Origin of the sequence: Sorangium sp. So ce363 (assembly GCF_051520435.1) — a bacterium.
Classification (GTDB): domain Bacteria; phylum Myxococcota_A; class Polyangia; order Polyangiales; family Polyangiaceae; genus Sorangium; species Sorangium cellulosum_B.
Map to the genome: position 1 here is coordinate 10,100,210 of NZ_CP150333.1, position 16,381 is coordinate 10,116,590.

Annotated in this window: 14 protein-coding genes; 8 read left to right on the forward strand and 6 right to left on the reverse strand. The window is 72.4% G+C overall.

The genetic code is table 11. The annotated features are described in order from the left end of the window. The first annotated feature begins 32 nt into the window (after positions 1 to 32). From WMF12_RS37885 to WMF12_RS37895, 3 genes are all read left to right on the forward strand, one after another. The gene (locus WMF12_RS37885; protein ID WP_437853056.1) at positions 33 to 1,106 is read left to right on the forward strand and encodes a hypothetical protein; all 1,074 of its coding nucleotides are present in this window, start codon (positions 33 to 35) and stop codon (positions 1,104 to 1,106) included. Between the two features lie 243 nt (positions 1,107 to 1,349). Next, complete coding sequence (lepB, locus tag WMF12_RS37890; protein WP_437853057.1) at positions 1,350 to 2,810, forward strand: signal peptidase I; 1,461 nt, start codon at positions 1,350 to 1,352, stop codon at positions 2,808 to 2,810. A 288-nt stretch (positions 2,811 to 3,098) separates the two neighbouring features. Continuing rightward, positions 3,099 to 4,268: a zinc-binding dehydrogenase gene (locus tag WMF12_RS37895; RefSeq protein WP_437295068.1), complete on the forward strand. Its 1,170-nt coding sequence runs from the start codon at positions 3,099 to 3,101 to the stop codon at positions 4,266 to 4,268. A gap of 5 nt (positions 4,269 to 4,273) precedes the next feature. On the opposite strand, the gene kbl is transcribed toward WMF12_RS37895, so the two are convergent. Then, complete coding sequence (kbl, locus tag WMF12_RS37900; RefSeq protein ID WP_437853059.1) at positions 4,274 to 5,464, reverse strand: glycine C-acetyltransferase; 1,191 nt, start codon at positions 5,462 to 5,464, stop codon at positions 4,274 to 4,276. A gap of 289 nt (positions 5,465 to 5,753) precedes the next feature. On the opposite strand from kbl, the gene WMF12_RS37905 reads away from it, so the two are divergent. Beyond that, complete coding sequence (locus tag WMF12_RS37905; RefSeq protein ID WP_437853062.1) at positions 5,754 to 6,818, forward strand: hypothetical protein; 1,065 nt, start codon at positions 5,754 to 5,756, stop codon at positions 6,816 to 6,818. A 32-nt stretch (positions 6,819 to 6,850) separates the two neighbouring features. Next, positions 6,851 to 8,263, forward strand: a complete 1,413-nt coding sequence (locus WMF12_RS37910; RefSeq protein ID WP_437853064.1) for a DUF4331 domain-containing protein — start codon at positions 6,851 to 6,853, stop codon at positions 8,261 to 8,263. A gap of 36 nt (positions 8,264 to 8,299) precedes the next feature. On the opposite strand, the gene WMF12_RS37915 is transcribed toward WMF12_RS37910, so the two are convergent. Next, complete coding sequence (locus tag WMF12_RS37915; protein ID WP_437853066.1) at positions 8,300 to 9,355, reverse strand: hypothetical protein; 1,056 nt, start codon at positions 9,353 to 9,355, stop codon at positions 8,300 to 8,302. Positions 9,356 to 9,534: 179 nt separating this feature from the next. On the opposite strand from WMF12_RS37915, the gene WMF12_RS37920 reads away from it, so the two are divergent. Next, on the forward strand, positions 9,535 to 10,896 hold the full coding sequence (locus WMF12_RS37920; RefSeq protein WP_437853068.1) for a tetratricopeptide repeat protein: 1,362 nt from the start codon (positions 9,535 to 9,537) through the stop codon (positions 10,894 to 10,896). Between the two features lie 101 nt (positions 10,897 to 10,997). Here the strand turns inward: WMF12_RS37920 and WMF12_RS37925 are convergent, their stop codons facing one another. Next, positions 10,998 to 11,456, reverse strand: coding sequence for a hypothetical protein (locus tag WMF12_RS37925; RefSeq protein ID WP_437853070.1), 459 nt, complete (start codon positions 11,454 to 11,456; stop codon positions 10,998 to 11,000). A gap of 14 nt (positions 11,457 to 11,470) precedes the next feature. On the opposite strand from WMF12_RS37925, the gene WMF12_RS37930 reads away from it, so the two are divergent. Next, positions 11,471 to 12,535, forward strand: a complete 1,065-nt coding sequence (locus WMF12_RS37930; protein WP_437853072.1) for an endonuclease/exonuclease/phosphatase family protein — start codon at positions 11,471 to 11,473, stop codon at positions 12,533 to 12,535. Positions 12,536 to 12,578: 43 nt separating this feature from the next. On the opposite strand, the gene WMF12_RS37935 is transcribed toward WMF12_RS37930, so the two are convergent. Next, a complete protein-coding gene (locus WMF12_RS37935; RefSeq protein WP_437741602.1) occupies positions 12,579 to 13,292 on the reverse strand; it encodes a hypothetical protein in 714 nt (237 codons plus the stop codon). A gap of 189 nt (positions 13,293 to 13,481) precedes the next feature. Continuing rightward, entirely contained in the window at positions 13,482 to 14,501 is a 1,020-nt protein-coding gene (locus tag WMF12_RS37940; protein ID WP_437853074.1) for a polysaccharide deacetylase family protein, read from the reverse strand. A gap of 545 nt (positions 14,502 to 15,046) precedes the next feature. Here WMF12_RS37940 and WMF12_RS37945 point away from each other — a divergent pair. Continuing rightward, positions 15,047 to 15,568 (forward strand): hypothetical protein, encoded by a 522-nt coding sequence (locus tag WMF12_RS37945; protein ID WP_437853076.1) that lies wholly within the window; start codon positions 15,047 to 15,049, stop codon positions 15,566 to 15,568. Here WMF12_RS37945 and WMF12_RS37950 read toward each other — a convergent pair. Next, on the reverse strand, positions 15,534 to 16,274 hold the full coding sequence (locus WMF12_RS37950) for a ComF family protein (protein ID WP_437853078.1): 741 nt from the start codon (positions 16,272 to 16,274) through the stop codon (positions 15,534 to 15,536). The two genes, WMF12_RS37945 and WMF12_RS37950, sit on opposite strands and share 35 nt — an antisense overlap. Between the last annotated feature and the right edge of the window lie 107 nt (positions 16,275 to 16,381).

Below are 16,381 nucleotides of genomic sequence, written 5' to 3' on the forward strand. Positions count from 1 at the left end.
CGACCCGCCGGTGTTTCGACTATGCTGCGCCCATGCTCTTCCGCACCGCCGCGCTGCGCGCGCTCGGCCTCGCGCTCTGCCTCTCGCTGCTCGGAACGGTGTGCGGCGCGTGCGGCCAAGGCGCGCTCGGCGTGATGCCTGGCGTCGTGAACGATCCGGGAAACCTGTCCCTCCGCAGGGCCATCCTCGCCTTCGCGACGAGCCAGCTCTGCACCGAGATGCGGAAGCGGAGCGTGCCGCTGCGCCTCCGCGACGAGGATCCGGTGACGGGCCGGTTCTACCCGGGCTCGTGCGTCGCCCAGGAGCTCGCGAACGGGCACCTGTTCCTCCAGTTCGGGGGGAGCGGCGTCGTCTGGACGAACCTGACGAAGCGCATGAGCTTCGATGCGAGCGCGGCCGTCGAGTACGACCACGACTTCCTGATGGATGGCGACACGATGTACGTGTACTTCCGCCAGCGCTCAACGACGGCGGCGAGCTTCACGACCAAGCTCATCGAGCAGCCCGCCGCGATCTCGCTCGGCGGCGTGTCGCTCGCCCAGGGCAGCGCGTACGCGAACGCGCTCGGCGCCCAGCTCCTGAAGACCGAGATCGCCCGGGGGTTCACCGTCATCCGCGACGACGACGGCGCCGTGCAGTTCGGGCTCGGCATCATCGAGAAGGGGAAGCGGCCCGACGCGCCGTACGAGCGCCGCGACAACGGCAAGCTGCTCCTGGCAAACGAGCGCACCGAGGTGCACCAGGAGCAGCGCGATACCATCGGCCCGCTGGAGATCGCGGGCAGCGACGAGGCCCTGACGCTCACGGTCGCCGTCGAGGGCGCGCCCGGCGTGGACGTCATCCTCGTGCCTCGCGGCACCGGGGAGCCGTGGCTCCAGGCGTACCTGACGCAGCCCGCGCCGGCGCCCCTGACAGCGGCGGCCCTGCTCGACGAGCCGGTGTACTCCGGCGCCCCCTGGCGGCGAACGGTGCCGCTGCCCAAGGGGCAATACTACCTGGTCATCGACAACACGAGCGCCGCAGGGCGGACGCAGCCAACGACGTACGCCCGCGACGACCGCGCGGCCCTCGTGAGCTACGCCGTCGAGGTCGGAGACGCGCCCTGACGAGGGGCGAACGAGGGGCGAACGAAGGGCGAACGAGGGGCGAACGAGGGCGACGAGGGCGAACGAGGACACGCGGGCGACGACGCCGACGGACCGCGCGTCGCCCGCCACGCCTGCGCACTTGCCGCGGCGAGGGGCGGCGTATACATAAGCTCTCTCTTGCCGCCGCGTCCCGATGATCAACCCCAGAGCGTCCCGTCGGTCGCGGCCAGCCGGCCCGCAAGCTCGGAGTTCAGACCCTCGATGAGGGGAAGCGCGAGCTCGGAGCCCCGCGCCAGCGCGGCCAAGGCGACAGGCGGCGCAGACCCGCGCTCGACTGGCAGCTCTCCTCCGCCAGGGGGCAGGGACGGCCGGGCGCCGCTGCGCTTCCTGTTCCACCTCGTGTGGATCTGCATCGTTCCCTTCGCGCTCGCGGTCCTGAACGTCTGGCTGCTCACCCCGCCGGCCGAGGGAGGGAGCTCCCAGCCGCTCCGGGTCTTCGTCGGCGAGCAGCAGATCCCGGCGGGCATCGTGCTCTTCACGATCTTCGCGATGATCCTCTGGCGGTTCCGCCACGAGCTGCCGTTCGCGTCGGCGATCGGCGTGGGCGGCCGCCGGGACATCCCCCCGAAGGCGCGCGCTCGCTTCGAGGACGCCGCGGCGCTCCTCGAGGAGGCCCACCGGATCCTGCGCGGCCGCAAGCGTGACGTCGAGCGCGAGCTGACGAGCGGCGAGCGCGAGCAGGTGATGCAGGCGATCGCGGCCCTCGAGCGCGCGATGAGCGCCGAGACGTTCGACGCCGACGAGTTCGACGCCGCCCACAGCCGCGCCGATCGCGCGGTCGGCGAGCACCTCGGCCGCTGGCGCAAGGGCGAGATGCGCGAGTACGCGGAGTCGATCGGCATCGCCGTCGCCGTCGCGCTCCTCCTGCGCGCCTTCGTCGTCGAGGCGTTCAAGATCCCGAGCGGCTCGATGATCCCGACCCTCATGGTCGGCGACCACATCTTCGTCAACAAGTTCACCTACGGCCCGCTCATCCCCTGGACCGACCAGCGCCTCTTCCCTCGCCTGCCGCCGTCGCGCGGGGACGTGATGGTGTTCAAGTTCCCCGAGAACAAGGAGCAGGACTTCATCAAGCGGACGATCGCCATCCCCGGCGACACGCTGGAGGCGATCAACGGCCGCCCCGTCATCAACGGCTGGCTCGTCCCCCACTGTCACGTCGGCCCCTACCACTACGAGGGCCGGCAAGCGGAGCTGTTCGTCGAGTACCTCGGAGACAAGTCGTACTTCACGCTCTACGAAAAGAACCCCGACGGCATGATGTGCGTGGAGAGCGACGACTGCACGCCGGGCTCCACGTGCCGGGGCGGCATCTGCGGCGATCTCCAGGGCCCCTTCAAGGTGGCCGCTGAAGAGGCGTGGGTGATGGGCGACAACCGCAACAACAGCCATGACTCGCGCAGCTGGCGCGGCGGGCTCGGCGCGGGCGTGCCCTTCGATCACATCAAGGGACGCGCGATGTTCGTGTGGATGAGCTTCGGCCCCGGCGGCGGCATCGCGCAGGATCGCCTCTTCGTGAACGTCATGGGGCGCCCGAAGCTCCCCGGCGCCCACGAGGCGACCCTGCACGACGGCCTCGAGAAATGCCTCCGCGAGCGGCCCCCCGTCTCCCAGACGACCCCGCCGCCCCCGCCCGCGCGCCCTCAGTCCAAGCGCCGCTGAAGCCGCGCCGGCGGCGCGTGGGAGCGCAGTCTCCCCGACAGCGCGTGGGCGGTCTTGTCCCCTCGAGGTCGACGCGGCGAGTCATCCGGTCCAGGGCGACGGAGCAGGCGGTGCGCCCGGGGCGCCGCGGGATCGAGCCGAAGAGGCCGAGGGGAGACGCCGGAGACGGGAGCAGCCCGAGCGCAATTTTCTGATGGGCGCACGGTCGTTCACGCGCCACGCTTCCCATGCCCGAGGCGCCCGTGCGCCAGCTGCGTGCGCCTCGAACCCCGAACAGGAGCCAGGTGCATGAGCGACGCGATGTGGGCGCTGACGTACAACCGCGAGAAGCAGCCGTGGGAGTCCACCGTCGGGCTGTCCAAGGATCAGGTCGAGCGCCCGGCGATCGACGAGGCCAGGGACTACCACGACCGCGCGAGCGTCCTCGTCAAGCCGATCATGACGGGCTTCTGCGGCTCGGATCGCGGCATCTGGTTCCGCAGCGCCTTCAAGGACATGATCCTCTCGTCGCTCGATCGCGATCGGAAGGCGACGCGCACGATCGGCCACGAGCTGCTCGGCCGCGTGGTCGACCTCGGGACCGACGCGCGCCGGTCCTTCGGGCTTCAGATCGGCGACATCGTGTCGACCGAGAGCCACATCGCCTGCGGCGCTTGCTACCAGTGCCGCGTCGGCGACACCCACGTGTGCGCGGACGACAAGATCATCGGGATCAGCGAGGATGGCTGCTTCGCCGAGCTCGTCAAGCTGCCCGCGAAGAACCTCTGGCGCACCGACATCGCGAGGATCCGGCCCGAGGTCGCCGCGGTGCAGGAGCCGTTCGGCAACGCCGTGCACGCGTGCACCAAGGTGAACCTCCGCGGCAAGCGCGTGGCCATCTTCGGCTGCGGCACCATCGGCCTGTTCGCGATCGCGATCGCCCGCGCGATGGGGGCGATCTACGTCATCGGCGTGGAGCCGGCGGAGCGGAACGCCGAGATGGCCCGCCGCCTGGGCGCCGACGCGGTCCTGCGCCCGCACCGCGCGAGCCCCGAGCGGCCCCACGCGAGCGATCCCGAGCTGACGGAGCGGGTCCGGAAGCTCACGGACGGCGTCGGCGTCGACGTCGTGCTCGAGATGAGCGGCGTGAACAGCAGCGTCAACAACGCGATCCACGCGGCGAGGCGCGGGGGCGACGTGATCCTCTTCGGCCTGAAGAGCGGTGACGCGGTGATCGAGAACTTCGACCGCCTCATCGTGGACGGCATCAGCCTCCACAGCGTGATCGGCCGGCGCATCTTCGAGACGTGGCACATCACGCGCCACCTGCTCGAGTCGCGCGATCCGAACATCCACGACCTCATCTGGGAGGTCATCCTGAACCGGGGCGAGGGGACGGTGTTCGACTTCGAGGACTACGACGCGGCGGCCTTCCAGGAGGCGATCTCGAGCCACCCGAAGGTGATCCTCCGCTACTGAGCCGCTCAGGCGACGACGCCGAGGCGCCGGCCGACCCTCAGGAAGGCGTCGATCGCCTGATCGACGTGCTCGGGCTCGTGCGCGGCGGAGAGCTGCACCCGGATGCGGGCCTCGCCCTTCGGCACGACGGGGTACGAGAAGCCGATGACATAGATGCCCTCGGCGAGCAGCGCCCTCGCCATCTCGTTCGCGAGCTTCGCCTCGCCCAGCATGATGGGCACGATCGGGTGGATGCCGGGCTTGATGGTGAAGCCGGCCTGCGTCATCCCCTGCCGGAACCGGCGCGCGTTCTCCATCACCCGCGCGCGCAGCGAGGGCTCCGCGTCGATGAGATCGAACACGGCGATCGAGGCGCCGGCGATCGCCGGGGCGAGCGTGTTGGAGAACAGGTACGGCCGCGATCGCTGCCGGAGCAGGTCGACGATCGGCTGCCGGCCGGTCGTGAAGCCGCCGCTCGCCCCGCCCAGCGCCTTGCCCAGGGTGGAGGTGATCACGTCGACGCGGTGCATGACCCCGCAGAGCTCCGCGGTCCCGCGCCCCGTCGGCCCGATGAACCCGGTCGCGTGCGAGTCGTCGACCATCACCATCGCGCGGTACTTGTCGGCGAGATCGCAGATGGTGTCGAGCTTCGCCAGGTACCCGTCCATCGAGAACACGCCGTCGGTGGCGATGAGCCGGAGCCGCTTGCCGGCCGTCGCGCGGAGGATGTCCTCGAGGGCGGCCATGTCCCCGTTCGGGTAGCGGTGCCGCTCGGCCTTGCAGAGGCGGATACCGTCGATGATCGACGCGTGGTTCAGCGCGTCCGAGATGACGGCGTCCTCCTCGCCGAGGAGCGTCTCGAAGAGGCCGCCGTTCGCGTCGAAGCACGACGAGTAGAGGATGGTGTCCTCGGTGCCGAAGAAGCGCGCGATCCTGGACTCCAGCCGCCGGTGAAGGTCCTGCGTGCCGCAGATGAAGCGCACGCTGGAGAGGCCGAAGCCGTGCGTGTCGATTGCCTCCTTCGCCGCCGCGATGACCGCCGGGTGCGACGACAGGCCAAGGTAGTTGTTCGCGCAGAAGTTGAGGACCCCAGCGCCACCATCGGTCCGGATCACCGGCCCCTGCGGCGTCGCGAGGATCCGCTCTTCCTTGTAGAGACCCGCCGCACGGATGTCCTCCAACGCCCGTACGTACAGTGACCGAGCGACATCGAACATGACGTCGTTATAAAACGGGGCTGTCGGCCGGTCGACGGGGGAACGCCGTCCGGACCCCCAGGGCGGCGCTGCTCATGGGCCTGAGCGCCAGCAGGCGACCCCGGACACGGGAGGCAGGGTGCACGCGGCTTTGTCGCGCGCAGCGCGGCCGCGGCCTACTCGATCCGGGAGGCACGTGGCAGAACGGGCAGCGTCCAGCGCCGCGCGATCGCCGTGCGGCTCGCGTCGCGTGCGCCAGCGCGCGCCGCGCGAGCCGAGCGCACGAACGGCGCCCTCGGGAGGAGCAGGCATGACGGAAGCCAGGGGGGACTTCCGGCGAAGCGCCGGTGTGCTGTGTGCTGTCGCGTCGCTCGCGGCCGCCGCGAGCAACCCGGGCTGCAGCCGCGCGGAGGATCCGCCCGGACGGACCAGCGCGGGCTCCACCGGCGGAGCGCCAGGCACGACCGCGGCGAGCGGAACGGGAGGCGGGGGCGGCGCGGGGGGTGATGCTCCCTATGCGGCTTTGCCGCTCGTCCCGGCGATCGCGTTCGACGCGACGCCGGATATCGCCGGGGCTTACGTGTACTTCACCGGTCTTGGCGCGGACGGCAGGGCCGGCGTCTTCAGGATCGGCGCGCAAGGCGGCGCGGGCGCCGCCGAGATCGCGGCCGGTCCGCCGCTCGTCGCGCCGCTCGGGATCGCGACGAGCGCGGACGGCGGTCGCGTCTTCGTGGCCGACCCAGGCGCGGGCGACTCGGCGCTCGGCGACGCGGGCGCCCTCTTCGCGATCGACCTGCCCGGCGGCGCCGTCGCCCCGATCGACGGCGGCGAGGGGCTGCGCGCGGGCGGCCTCGAGGTCGCCCGCGGCGCGGACAACGAGGAGCGGATCATCTTCTCGGGGCGCGATCGCGACGATGGCCAGCCCGGCGTGTTCTCGCTGCCGGCGCGCGGCGGCGAGGTGTCGGCGCTCGCGAAGGGGAGCCCGCTCGTCGACCCGAGCGGGATCGCGGTCGCCGGCCGGGGCGACGTCTTCGTGTGCGACACCCTCGCGAGCCCCGACAAGACGGCGACCATCTTCAGGATCGAGGACGGCTTCGTGAGCCCGTTCGCGACCGGGCTCCACGTCGGCACTCCGTGCGGCATCGCGCTGACGCGCGACGACGCGGCGCTGCTCGTGCTCACGCGCGACCCGACCCGAGGCGCCGACGAGGTCGTGTGGATCGAGGTGGCGTCCGGAGCGCGCTCGGCGACGGCCGCTGGCGCGCCTGGCCACGACGAGCCCGGGGGGCTGCACCGGGCGAGGGGCGCCGACGTCTTCGCGTTCGTCGATCACAGGGCCCAGGAGCAAGGCTCGGTGTTCCTGCTCAGGCAATGAGCCGCAGAGGAGCGATGGAAGGACCCGCACGCATGATCCACCGACCGTCGCGCGCCGTCGCCGTCTTCACGGCGTCCGTCGCGCTCAGCGCGCCCAGCCTCGCCGCAGCGTCGAGCCACCGCGAGGCGCCGGCCATCGCGAGGGATCCGGCCGCCGACAACACCGACCTGTACGCGTGGGTGGAAGGCGGCAACCTCGTGATCCTCGCGAGCTACAGTCCGCTCGAGGAGCCCGCCAGCGGGCCGAACTTCCACGGCTTCTCGGACGACGTGCTCTACGAGGTGCACATCGCGCGCGGGCCGTCGAGCCTCGAGGACGCGCTGACCTATCAGTTCCGGTTCTCGACCAGGCCGTACGTGGCGGCGGATCCGGCGGGGCTCACGCCGGCGCCGAGCGGCGGCAACGAGTTCTTCTCGCAGCTCGCCGGCGGGGAGCAGACGTACACCGTGACGACGATCGAGGGCGGCGCGTCGACCGTGCTCCTGAGGGACGCCCCGGTCGCGCCGCCGAACATCGGGAGGAGGACGAACCAGCTCGCCTACCGGATCACCGGCGGCGGCTACCCGGCCTTCGCGACGTCCTCGAAGTTCCTCAAGCAGATGGCGGGCGGCGCGGGGCGCGCCTGGGCCGGGCCGCGCGACGACGGGTTCTACGCGGATCTCGGCCGCGCGTCCGATCTGGCGGGGCTGTGCCCGCTCCTCGCGGCGCCGAACCCGTCGTGCACCGCGCGCGACAACCTCGCCGGCTTCAACGTCCACACGCTCGCGCTCGAGCTCCCGCTCGCCGCGGTCAACGGCGGCGCGGAGCCGACGCCGGGGCCGAGCGACCGACAGACGCTCGGCGTCTGGGCCTCCGCGAGCCGCCGCAAGGTGCGGATCCTGCGCGCGAACGGCAAGGAAGATGGCCTCGGTCCCTGGGTCCAGGTGTCGCGTGTCGGCCTGCCGCTGATCAACACCTGGATCATCGGCCTGCAGGACAAGGACAAGTACAACCGCGCGCACCCGCGCGACGATCTCGCCAACTTCGGAGCCTACTTCCTGAACCCGATCCTGGTGCGGGACGCCGAGTTCGCCGGGCTTTACCAGGCAGGCCAGCCCCTCGCGGCCTTCGATCCCGAGGCGCTGAAGCAGAGCCGGACCGACCTCATCGACGCCTTCAACCTGAAGCCCGCGAGCCTCGGAGGGCACAGCCTGGCGACCGTCGGCGACGTGCTCCGGATCGATCTGGGCATGCCGTCGGGCTTCCCGAACGGCCGCGCGCTGGTCCCCGGCGCGGATCACGAGCAGACCGACGTCACCGACGCGCTGCTCACGCTCGTCCTGACCGGCGCGCTCGGCGCGACGGCGGGCGACGGCGTGGGCGCGAACGACGCGCGGTTCCTCCCGGCCTTCCCTTACCTCGCGACGGCCTGGGAGGGCGCGACCCAGGGCCACTTCCGGCCCTGAGCCGCCCGGCGTGGCGCAGCGCGCGCAGCTCGCCTGTCACGGCGCAGCGCACCGCATCCCGCACACGCCGCGTGCGGCGCCCCCGCGCGCTCGTCGAACACACGCGGCGCGGCACTCGCCGTCGCGCGTGCAGGCCTCGCCCTCGGCCTTCGGCGCCGCGCAGCGCCCGTCCACGCAGCGCGCGCCGGCCGCACAGAGCCCGCCGAGGCAGGCGGCGCCGGCGGGGGGCAGCGCCGCCTCGCTGCAGCGCGCGTCGACGCAGCGGCGGCCCCTCCCGCAGGCCGCGTGGGCCTCGCAGCGGCCGCCGAGCGGGACGTCGTCCGCGCACGCGCGCCCGGCGCAGTGGCCGCGGCACTCGGGGTGCGCCTCGGCGTAGCGCGTCTGCCGGGTGACCGCGGCCAGCGCGTCGACCGAGAGGCCGCAGGGCCCCGCGGCGCGCGGGGCGCGGCAGGTGCCCGCGTCGGTGGGGCCGGCGCCTTCGCAACGCAGCCCGCCCGCGCACTCGAGCGACGACCGGCACCGGGCCCCCTCGTCGAGCGCGCCCCGCACGATCCCCTCGCATGCGGGCGGGACCGGGGCGGCGAGCGGAGAGACCCAGTCGCACCCATCGAGCGATCGTTCCATCGCATCGACGCAGCGGCCCACCTCGTCGGTCGATAGCGTCACCGCCCGCGCGCGCACCGCGACGCTCAGCGCGCGCGCGCACTCGGCGGCGGCCTGGAAGCCCGCGGCGCCGCCGCAGCACGCCGCCTTGCGCCGCGCGGGCAACGCATGAAGCGCGTCGCATAGCCGGGCCGCGAGCGGCTCCGGCGCGCCCTCGGCCTTCCCGTAGACGGGGGTGATCTCGTCGCCCGGCAGGTTCTCCGCGGGCCCTGCCGGCGAGGGCGCCGCGGTCGCATCCGCCCCCGGCGAGGGCGTCGCGATCGCGCCTGCCTCCGGCGAGGGCGCCGCGGCCGCATCCACCCCCGGCGAGGGCGCCGCGGTCGCGCCCGCCTCCGGCGAGGTGCGGCGAGCACACGCGGCGCAGAGGTGCACGATCAGCGCCGCGGCGCAGAGCCGCTGCAGGCGGTGGCCATCCGTCTGGACAGGCAATGCGATCTCCTCCGCGCTGCGCGCTGCTGGTCGATCGAACGATGCGCTGGAGCGGCGAGCTTGCCGGCGCAGGCCGGCGAGGCAAGCTCTTTCGCGATCGGATCGAGCCTGTGACGCCCCCGGGTGAGCCGCGGCGCGCCCAGGGCGGAGCTCCAGCGCGAGGGGAGGTCAGCGCTCCGATGCTGCGACGAACGGGTTGCCTCTTCGCCTGCGCTGCCCTGAGCGGAAGCCTCGGTTGCACCGAGCGCCCGCGCGCCGAGGCCGTCCCCGCCGCGACGGTATCGACCGGGCGCGCCGCCGAGGCGCCGGCGCCCTCGAGCCTCGACGCGGCGCGCGCGCTCGCGCTCGCGGCCCCAGCGGGCGCGAGCGCTGTCGATCGCGAGATCGAGGCGCTGTCCCGACGCCTCGCGACGGCGCCCGGCGGCGCGGATCTCTGGAGCGCGCTCGGCCACGCGTGGCTCCGAAAGGCGCGCGCCTCGGGCGATCCGTCGCTCTACGGCCGAGCTCACGCGTGCGCGGAGGTCGGGCTCGCGCTGGCCGCAGGAGATCGCGCGTCGCTCAACCTGCTCGGCCTCGTGCTGATCCACGAGCGCAGGTTCACCGAGGCGCGCGACGCGGCGGAGCGGGTCCTCTCGCGGGACGAGGGCGACGCGCTCGCGCTCGGGACGCTCAGCGACGCCGCCCTCGCGCTCGGCGCCTTCCAGGTCGCGGCGCACGCGGCGCAGCGGATGGTCGACCAGCGGCCCGGCCTGCCGTCCTACGCGCGGGCCGCACACCTGCGGTGGCTCCAGGGCGACGCGGCGACGGCGAAGCGGATCATCCGCCTCGCGATCGACGCCGGCGACCCGGGCGAACCCGAGGCGCTCGCGTGGACCCTGACCCAGGCGGCCATGATGTTCTGGCACGAGGGCGACCACGAGGGCGCAGACCTGGGCTTCGAGCGGGCGCTCGCCGCGCAGGCCGGGTATCCGCCGGCGCTCGCCGGCAGGGCGCGCGTCGCGCTGGCCCGCGGCGCGTGGGGCCGCGCCGTCGAGCTCCTCGAGCGGGCCCACCAGCAGAGCCCGGACGCGGAGACCGCGTGGCTGCTCGGCGACGCCAGGATGGCTGCAGGCGACCACGCCGGCGCAGCGCGGGCTTACGCCGGCGCGGTCGACGCGGGGCAGCGGTCGGACAGCCGGACCCTCGCGCTGTACTACGCGACCAAGGGCCTTGAGCGCGACGAGGCGCTCCGCCTCGCCGACGCGGAGCGCGCCGTCCGCGCAGACATCTACACCGAGGACACCCACGCCTGGGCGCTGTACCGCGCGGGCAAGCTGGCCGAAGCGCGCGCGGCCAGCGACAGGGCGCTGGCGCTCGGCACGAGGGACGCGCGCTTGCTCTACCACGCCGGGGCGATCCGGATCGCCCTGGGGGACGTGGCGCGAGGCGAGCGGCTCGTGCGGGACGCGCTCGATCTGAACCCCAGGTTCGACATGACAGGGGCCGCCGAGGCCGAGCAGCTCCTCGCGCGTCGCAAGGCCCCCCGCGGCCCGGCGCGCTGACGGCCTGATCGAGGAGCAGCGCGCCAGGCGCGCTGAGGGTGAGCACGCGAGGCGTGCCTTGTGGTGAGAGCTCGCGAGTCCGGCCGAGCGGGGACTCGACCTCAGGTGTCGTATTTCACTGTCGACGGGACCACCAGTGGTGGAGGAGCGATAGCGGGTTGCGACGGCGCCGGGGCGGGCTCATCGATGGGGCCCGAGCCTGGCTGGCTCTTGGGTGGCTGGCCATGGAGCTCCCGCAGCCGGGCGGGCGCGGGCTCGATCGCTGTCGGGGCCTCATCTCCTCCCGGCTCGCCCTGCGCGATGGGGGGCACGCTCACCGCGGGCGGCGGCGGGACGAACATCCTCGGCACCTGGATCGAGCGGGCGATCGACGCGACCTCGGGGAAGCTCATGGCCATCCGCTCGACAAACGCCGCACGGGCCGCATCATCGGGGGCGCTCGCCGAGGCCTTCGCGACCCGCAGCGCCGACCAGAGCTCGTAATACCAGGCGGAGAGGGAGGCATGCGCTTCCAGCAGGTCACGAATGGTATCCTCGGAAACGATGATGTTCTTGCCCATGGGCGAGAGGATACATGACCGAGCGACGCCTCCCACCTCGTTCGAGCGGCCCAACACCGGCGGAGCGGGTACCGGACCCGACCTCGACACGCGCGGCGTCCGGCGCTCTCCGCGGCCCCGGGACACCGCGCGACGACGCCACGTCGCTCAGGATCGTCACCTATAACGTCCGCTACTTCGGGCACGGGACGCGGGGCATCGCCTCGACCAGCGCCGCCATCACCCGGATCGCGACGACGCTCGCGCGGATGTCCCCGCTGCCCGATCTCGTGTGCCTCCAGGAGGTCGAGACCCAGTCGCTGAGGTCCTCGACGATGAACCCGCGCTGGCACCCGGAGGAGACCCAGCTCGATCGCCTGATGACCGAGCTGCACGCGGCGCTGGCGCAGGCAGAGCGGCGCGAGCGCTACGTCGCCTACTACTTCCCCGCGCACACCTACAGGCTTACCTCGCGGACGAACATCTACACGACCGGGCTCGCGGTGCTCGCGCGCGACACATTCCACATCGGACACCACAACGCGGAGCGCCCGCACGACATCACCCATCGGCGGGGGGTCAAGAGCCTGAAGCAGACGCGCATCTGCGCGCACGTGTCGTTCGAGCACGAGAGCGGGCAGAGCTTCGATGTGTTCAACACCCACCTCAGCCTGCCGAGCGTGTTCTCGCGGGAGTTCTGGACAGGCGAGGCGCGGATGGGGTTCGGGCCCAATCAGATCGAGGAGGCGAGGGTGCTCGCCGATTTCGTCCGGCGCGAGCGCCGGAGCGACAACTTCGTGGTGGTCGGCGACTTCAACTCGCTGCCAGGCTCGCCGGTCGATCGCTTCCTGCGCGAGGAGATCGGCTTCGTGGACGCGTTCGCCAAGGTCCGCTGCCTCTCCGAGACCGAGGCGCGCGCCTTCCCGACGGCCGGCTTCATGAACCTCCGCATGCACCTCGACCACGTCTACTCGTCCGAGCGCCTCCAGTGGCTGGACTTCACGGGCACGCACCCGTTCGGGCACAGGGGCGCGTTCGCAGGGCTGTCCGATCATGTCCCCCTGATCGCGCGCTGCCGCCTGCCGGGCGCCGCCGGCTGACCGCCGCGCGGCGCCGCCGCCCTGGGCGCAGCGCGGCGGCCGTTCACCCCGGCAGCCAGAGCAGGTCGTCCATGATGGGCTCGAGGCACGCGGAGATCTGGGGGCCGAGATCGGCGCCGCACGCGAGCTTGCCGAAGCAGGCGCGGACCTCGTGCCGGCCGCGGCTGTTCATCGCGCCGATCGCTCGCTCGAGCTGCGGGCCGAGGCCGTCCTCCAGGCTCTGCCGGCAGGTGTCGTAGTCGAGGTCTCCGCACCCCGCGAGGCGGCCGCAGAGGACGGCCATGTACGGCGCCAGGTCGGCGCGCGGGAGCGTGGTGGCCGTCATGGCCTCGGAGCCGCAGCGGCTCACCTCCTCCGCATAGGCGGCGGTGAAGGGATCGCCCTCGAAGCGCCGCAGCGCTGCCAGCGAGCACTCCGAGGTCGCGCGGAGCATCTTCGGCGAGGCCATCGTCGTCATCTGCGTGCACTGCTCGAACTTCGGCCAGCCCTTCGCCTGCTCGGTGGCCCGCTGGTAGAGCGCCTCGAGGTACACGCACCAGGCGCGCTGGGCCTCGCGTTGATCGCGCTGCTCGACGCTCGCGCCCCGCGCGCCCTGCCCGTCGGGCGATGCCTGCGCGGGTCGCGCGGGCGCCTTCGCGGAGGCGGCGGGCGCCGGCGCGCCGCCGCATCCCGACGCGAGGGCCGCGGAGATCAGCGAGGCCGCGCCGAGCATGGAGACGGCGGCGCGGAAGCTGCGTTCATGGATTGTGCCTTTCACGGGAGCCCCCCTTCGTCGAACAGGCTGCGCAGCAGCTTTCCTGGCCCATCGAGGCCACGCGCGTGCAGAACCGGCCCAGCGACGTGCACGTGCACAGCCCAGGCCACACGCGCGCCGGCCGAGGCGGCGTCGGGCGAGCGGAGGCGCTCGGGGCGCGCGGCGGCGGAGCGGCGCGCGGTCTTTGCTCGATCAGCGGCCAGACCGAGAGCCGGGCCGCTGGCCGATGAGCAGCTTGAGCTTGAAGAGCGCGCCGATCTGCCCGCGGTCCATGGCGATGCGCGGGAAATTCAGGGGGTCGAAGGACGAGAGCATGCAAAGGCCGGAGTTGTTGGTGAAGCCGATCTCGAAGCCGGCCTCCTTCACGGCGCGATGGAAGGCGCCGCACAGGCTGTATCCGACGGGGTACGCGACCGCGTACACGGCCTCGTTCAGGGCGTCGGAGAGCACGCGGCGGGAGCGCGCAAGATCGCGAGTGGCCTCTTCGGGCGAGAGCGTCTGGAGGACACGATGGCTGTGCGAGTGCGACTGCACGTCCATGCCCGCCCGGCGCAGCGCCCCGATGGCGTTCCAGTCCATGATCGTCCTGGTCGCGAGCGCGCGCTCCTCGCCGAGGTCGATCGACACCCCCGTGGCGCGCTCGATCTCGTCCCAGAGGCGTCCGATGTCGACCCCGGAGGTGTGCTTGATGGTCTGGCAGACGAGCATCGCCGCGGCGATCGGGTCGCGCAGCGGCTCGAGCACGAGCGTCGCTGGGTAGGCGATCTCGACGCGCGCCCGCCGGCACCGGTGCATGAGGAGCGCGACGCGATCCCACCAGAAGAGGCGGCCCCTGTCGGGGTACCCGGTGGCGATGAAGAACGTGGCCGTGACCCCCGCGCGCTCGAGGAGGGGCAACGCGACGTCGTGGTTGTCACGGTAGCCGTCGTCGAACGCGACCATGACGGGGTTCGGCGGGAGCTTCCGTCCCTTCGCGAGGAGCCGCACATCCCGGAGGGACACCACGGTGCCGTGCGTCTTGATGACCGCGAGCTGCTCCTCGAACTCGCGCGCGCTCACCTCGGCGACCCCCGGATCGAGCTCGTCCACCTCCGAGACGTCCGCGATGCGGTGGTAGGTGAACACGGAGAGCACGGGCAGCCGAAGCTTCGCGCGCAGCCAGAGAAAGCGATCCAGGAGCCCGAGGGTGTCGAGCACCCCGGCAGCCAGCACACGACGACCGCGCGGCAACCTCCTGCGGATCCACGTCAGTGGATGTGCGACGACGTACACGAATGTATTCCAGCACACATTCGACGTTCGTGCTTGCTCTCGAGACCGGCTCCGACGGCGAAGCTCCTGCGCTTCCGGCGGGTGGGCGGCCGACCGGGGAATCCGTCGTGGCAGCGATCCCGCTAAAGTGCCGCCCGATGTTCTCGACGGACGCCCCCCCGGACGCCCCCCAACCTGGGTCGGACGTACCTCAACCTGAGTCGACGGGCGCGGACGTACCTCAACCTGGGTCGACGGGCGTGGACGTACCTCAACCTGGGTCGACGGGCGTGGACGTACCTCAACCTGGGTCGACGGGCGTGGACGTACCTCAACCTGGGTCGACGGGCGTGGACGTACCTCAATCTGGGTCGGACGAGGGCCCCCCGTCGAAGCCGCCCTCCCCCCGACCTGGTTCAGCCGCGGCCCCTCTGTCGAAGCCGCTCTCGCCGCTCGGCACCGCTGGAGTTGCGCTCGCGACTGCAACCATCCTGTTTGCGCTGGGGGTGTACACCGTCGAGACGAGCCTGCCCGAACTGGCGGCGCGCAACCGAGCGTCTCGACCGGCGATCGTGGCCACCGGCAGTCCTGAAAGCATCACCGCGGTGGCTTCAAAGCAGGCGGCCGTCTCCGTGCAGCTGGCGGCCGCGCCCCCGGCGAGCGCGACCGACGTCACGGCGCAGCCGACGCCGACAGCATCCTCGACGCCGCATGCTGAGACAGCGGCACCTCCAGCACCACCGGCCACCGAGACGGCAGCCCTTCAACAACAGACATCCGTCGACGCTGCAGCGACGACTCCGCCGACCCCGCGAAAGGGCCACGGCCTGCTCAAGCTCAACTCCTCCCGGAATGCGACCGTCTACGTGACGGGCGTGCCGGTGGGGCCCAGCGAGCGACCCGTCGAGGTGCGTTGCGGGCGCTTTTTCGTTCGACTCGGCGAGCCGACGCGCGACGGCACGCGATGGCTCACCGAGGGCAGGACCGTCCGCGTCAAGTGCGGTGTGCTGACGGAGGTGAGCTTCTGAGCTCGTCCGCCCCGCTCTCGGCGGTCGCGAGGACGAGGTAGGTCACCGAAGCTGCGCCCGCTCCGAGGAGCGCATCTCGACATGCCGCGAGCGTGGCCCCCGTGGTCGCCACGTCATCGATGAGCGCGACCCTCCGGCGCTGAACGCGCTCGGGCGCGTGCACGCGAAACGCACCTGCCACGTTCTGCAGGCGGAGATCGCGCGGGAGCTGCGCCTGCTGCGCGGTGGGACGGACACGGCAGAGGGCCCGTGGCGCGAAGGACACCGCGAGTCCGTCAGCGACGTGCGCGGCCAGCAGGGCGGCCTGGTTGTACCCGCGCTCGGCGAGACGACGCGGATGCAGCGGCACCGGGACAACGAGGTCGACGCGCACCTCCGCATCGCGCGCCGCGCAGAGCATCAACCGGCCGAGCGGGCGCGCGAGATCCGGACGATCTCCGTACTTGAAGCGCCGGATACCTTCCGCAACCGCCCCTCCAAACGGAGCGAACGCGACGAGAGGGGCTCCCGCCGCGGCGCGCGTGCCCGCTCCTCCTCGCGGCGCCCCCTCTGCGTAAGGCACGGAGGTCCGCGCGCAATCGGCGCAGAACACCGAGGCATCGGCGATCGGGGTGTCACAGCCCGCACAGGCCGGCGGGCTGAGCGTGCGCGCAGCGGCGGCGACCACGGAGCGGACTGCGGCGGCGAGGGCGCTGGAAAGGCTCATGAGCTACCAGCGCGATCTTCGTCGTGAGTGGACGTGCGGTTGCGTGGGCGCACGAAAGAAGATCTCTTTGCAAACGACGCGCGGTACGATCGCGATCGTCGTGGTTC

What these genes read in the sequence shown, in the direction of transcription:
- WMF12_RS37885 (WP_437853056.1), top strand. Translation starts at nt 33, where the DNA reads ATGCTCTTCCGCACCGCCGCGCTGCGCGCGCTCGGCCTCGCGCTCTGC.
- lepB (WP_437853057.1), top strand. Translation starts at nt 1,350, where the DNA reads ATGAGGGGAAGCGCGAGCTCGGAGCCCCGCGCCAGCGCGGCCAAGGCG.
- WMF12_RS37895 (WP_437295068.1), top strand. Translation starts at nt 3,099, where the DNA reads ATGAGCGACGCGATGTGGGCGCTGACGTACAACCGCGAGAAGCAGCCG.
- kbl (WP_437853059.1), bottom strand. Translation starts at nt 5,464, where the DNA reads ATGTTCGATGTCGCTCGGTCACTGTACGTACGGGCGTTGGAGGACATC.
- WMF12_RS37905 (WP_437853062.1), top strand. Translation starts at nt 5,754, where the DNA reads ATGACGGAAGCCAGGGGGGACTTCCGGCGAAGCGCCGGTGTGCTGTGT.
- WMF12_RS37910 (WP_437853064.1), top strand. Translation starts at nt 6,851, where the DNA reads ATGATCCACCGACCGTCGCGCGCCGTCGCCGTCTTCACGGCGTCCGTC.
- WMF12_RS37920 (WP_437853068.1), top strand. Translation starts at nt 9,535, where the DNA reads ATGCTGCGACGAACGGGTTGCCTCTTCGCCTGCGCTGCCCTGAGCGGA.
- WMF12_RS37925 (WP_437853070.1), bottom strand. Translation starts at nt 11,456, where the DNA reads ATGGGCAAGAACATCATCGTTTCCGAGGATACCATTCGTGACCTGCTG.
- WMF12_RS37930 (WP_437853072.1), top strand. Translation starts at nt 11,471, where the DNA reads ATGACCGAGCGACGCCTCCCACCTCGTTCGAGCGGCCCAACACCGGCG.
- WMF12_RS37950 (WP_437853078.1), bottom strand. Translation starts at nt 16,274, where the DNA reads ATGAGCCTTTCCAGCGCCCTCGCCGCCGCAGTCCGCTCCGTGGTCGCC.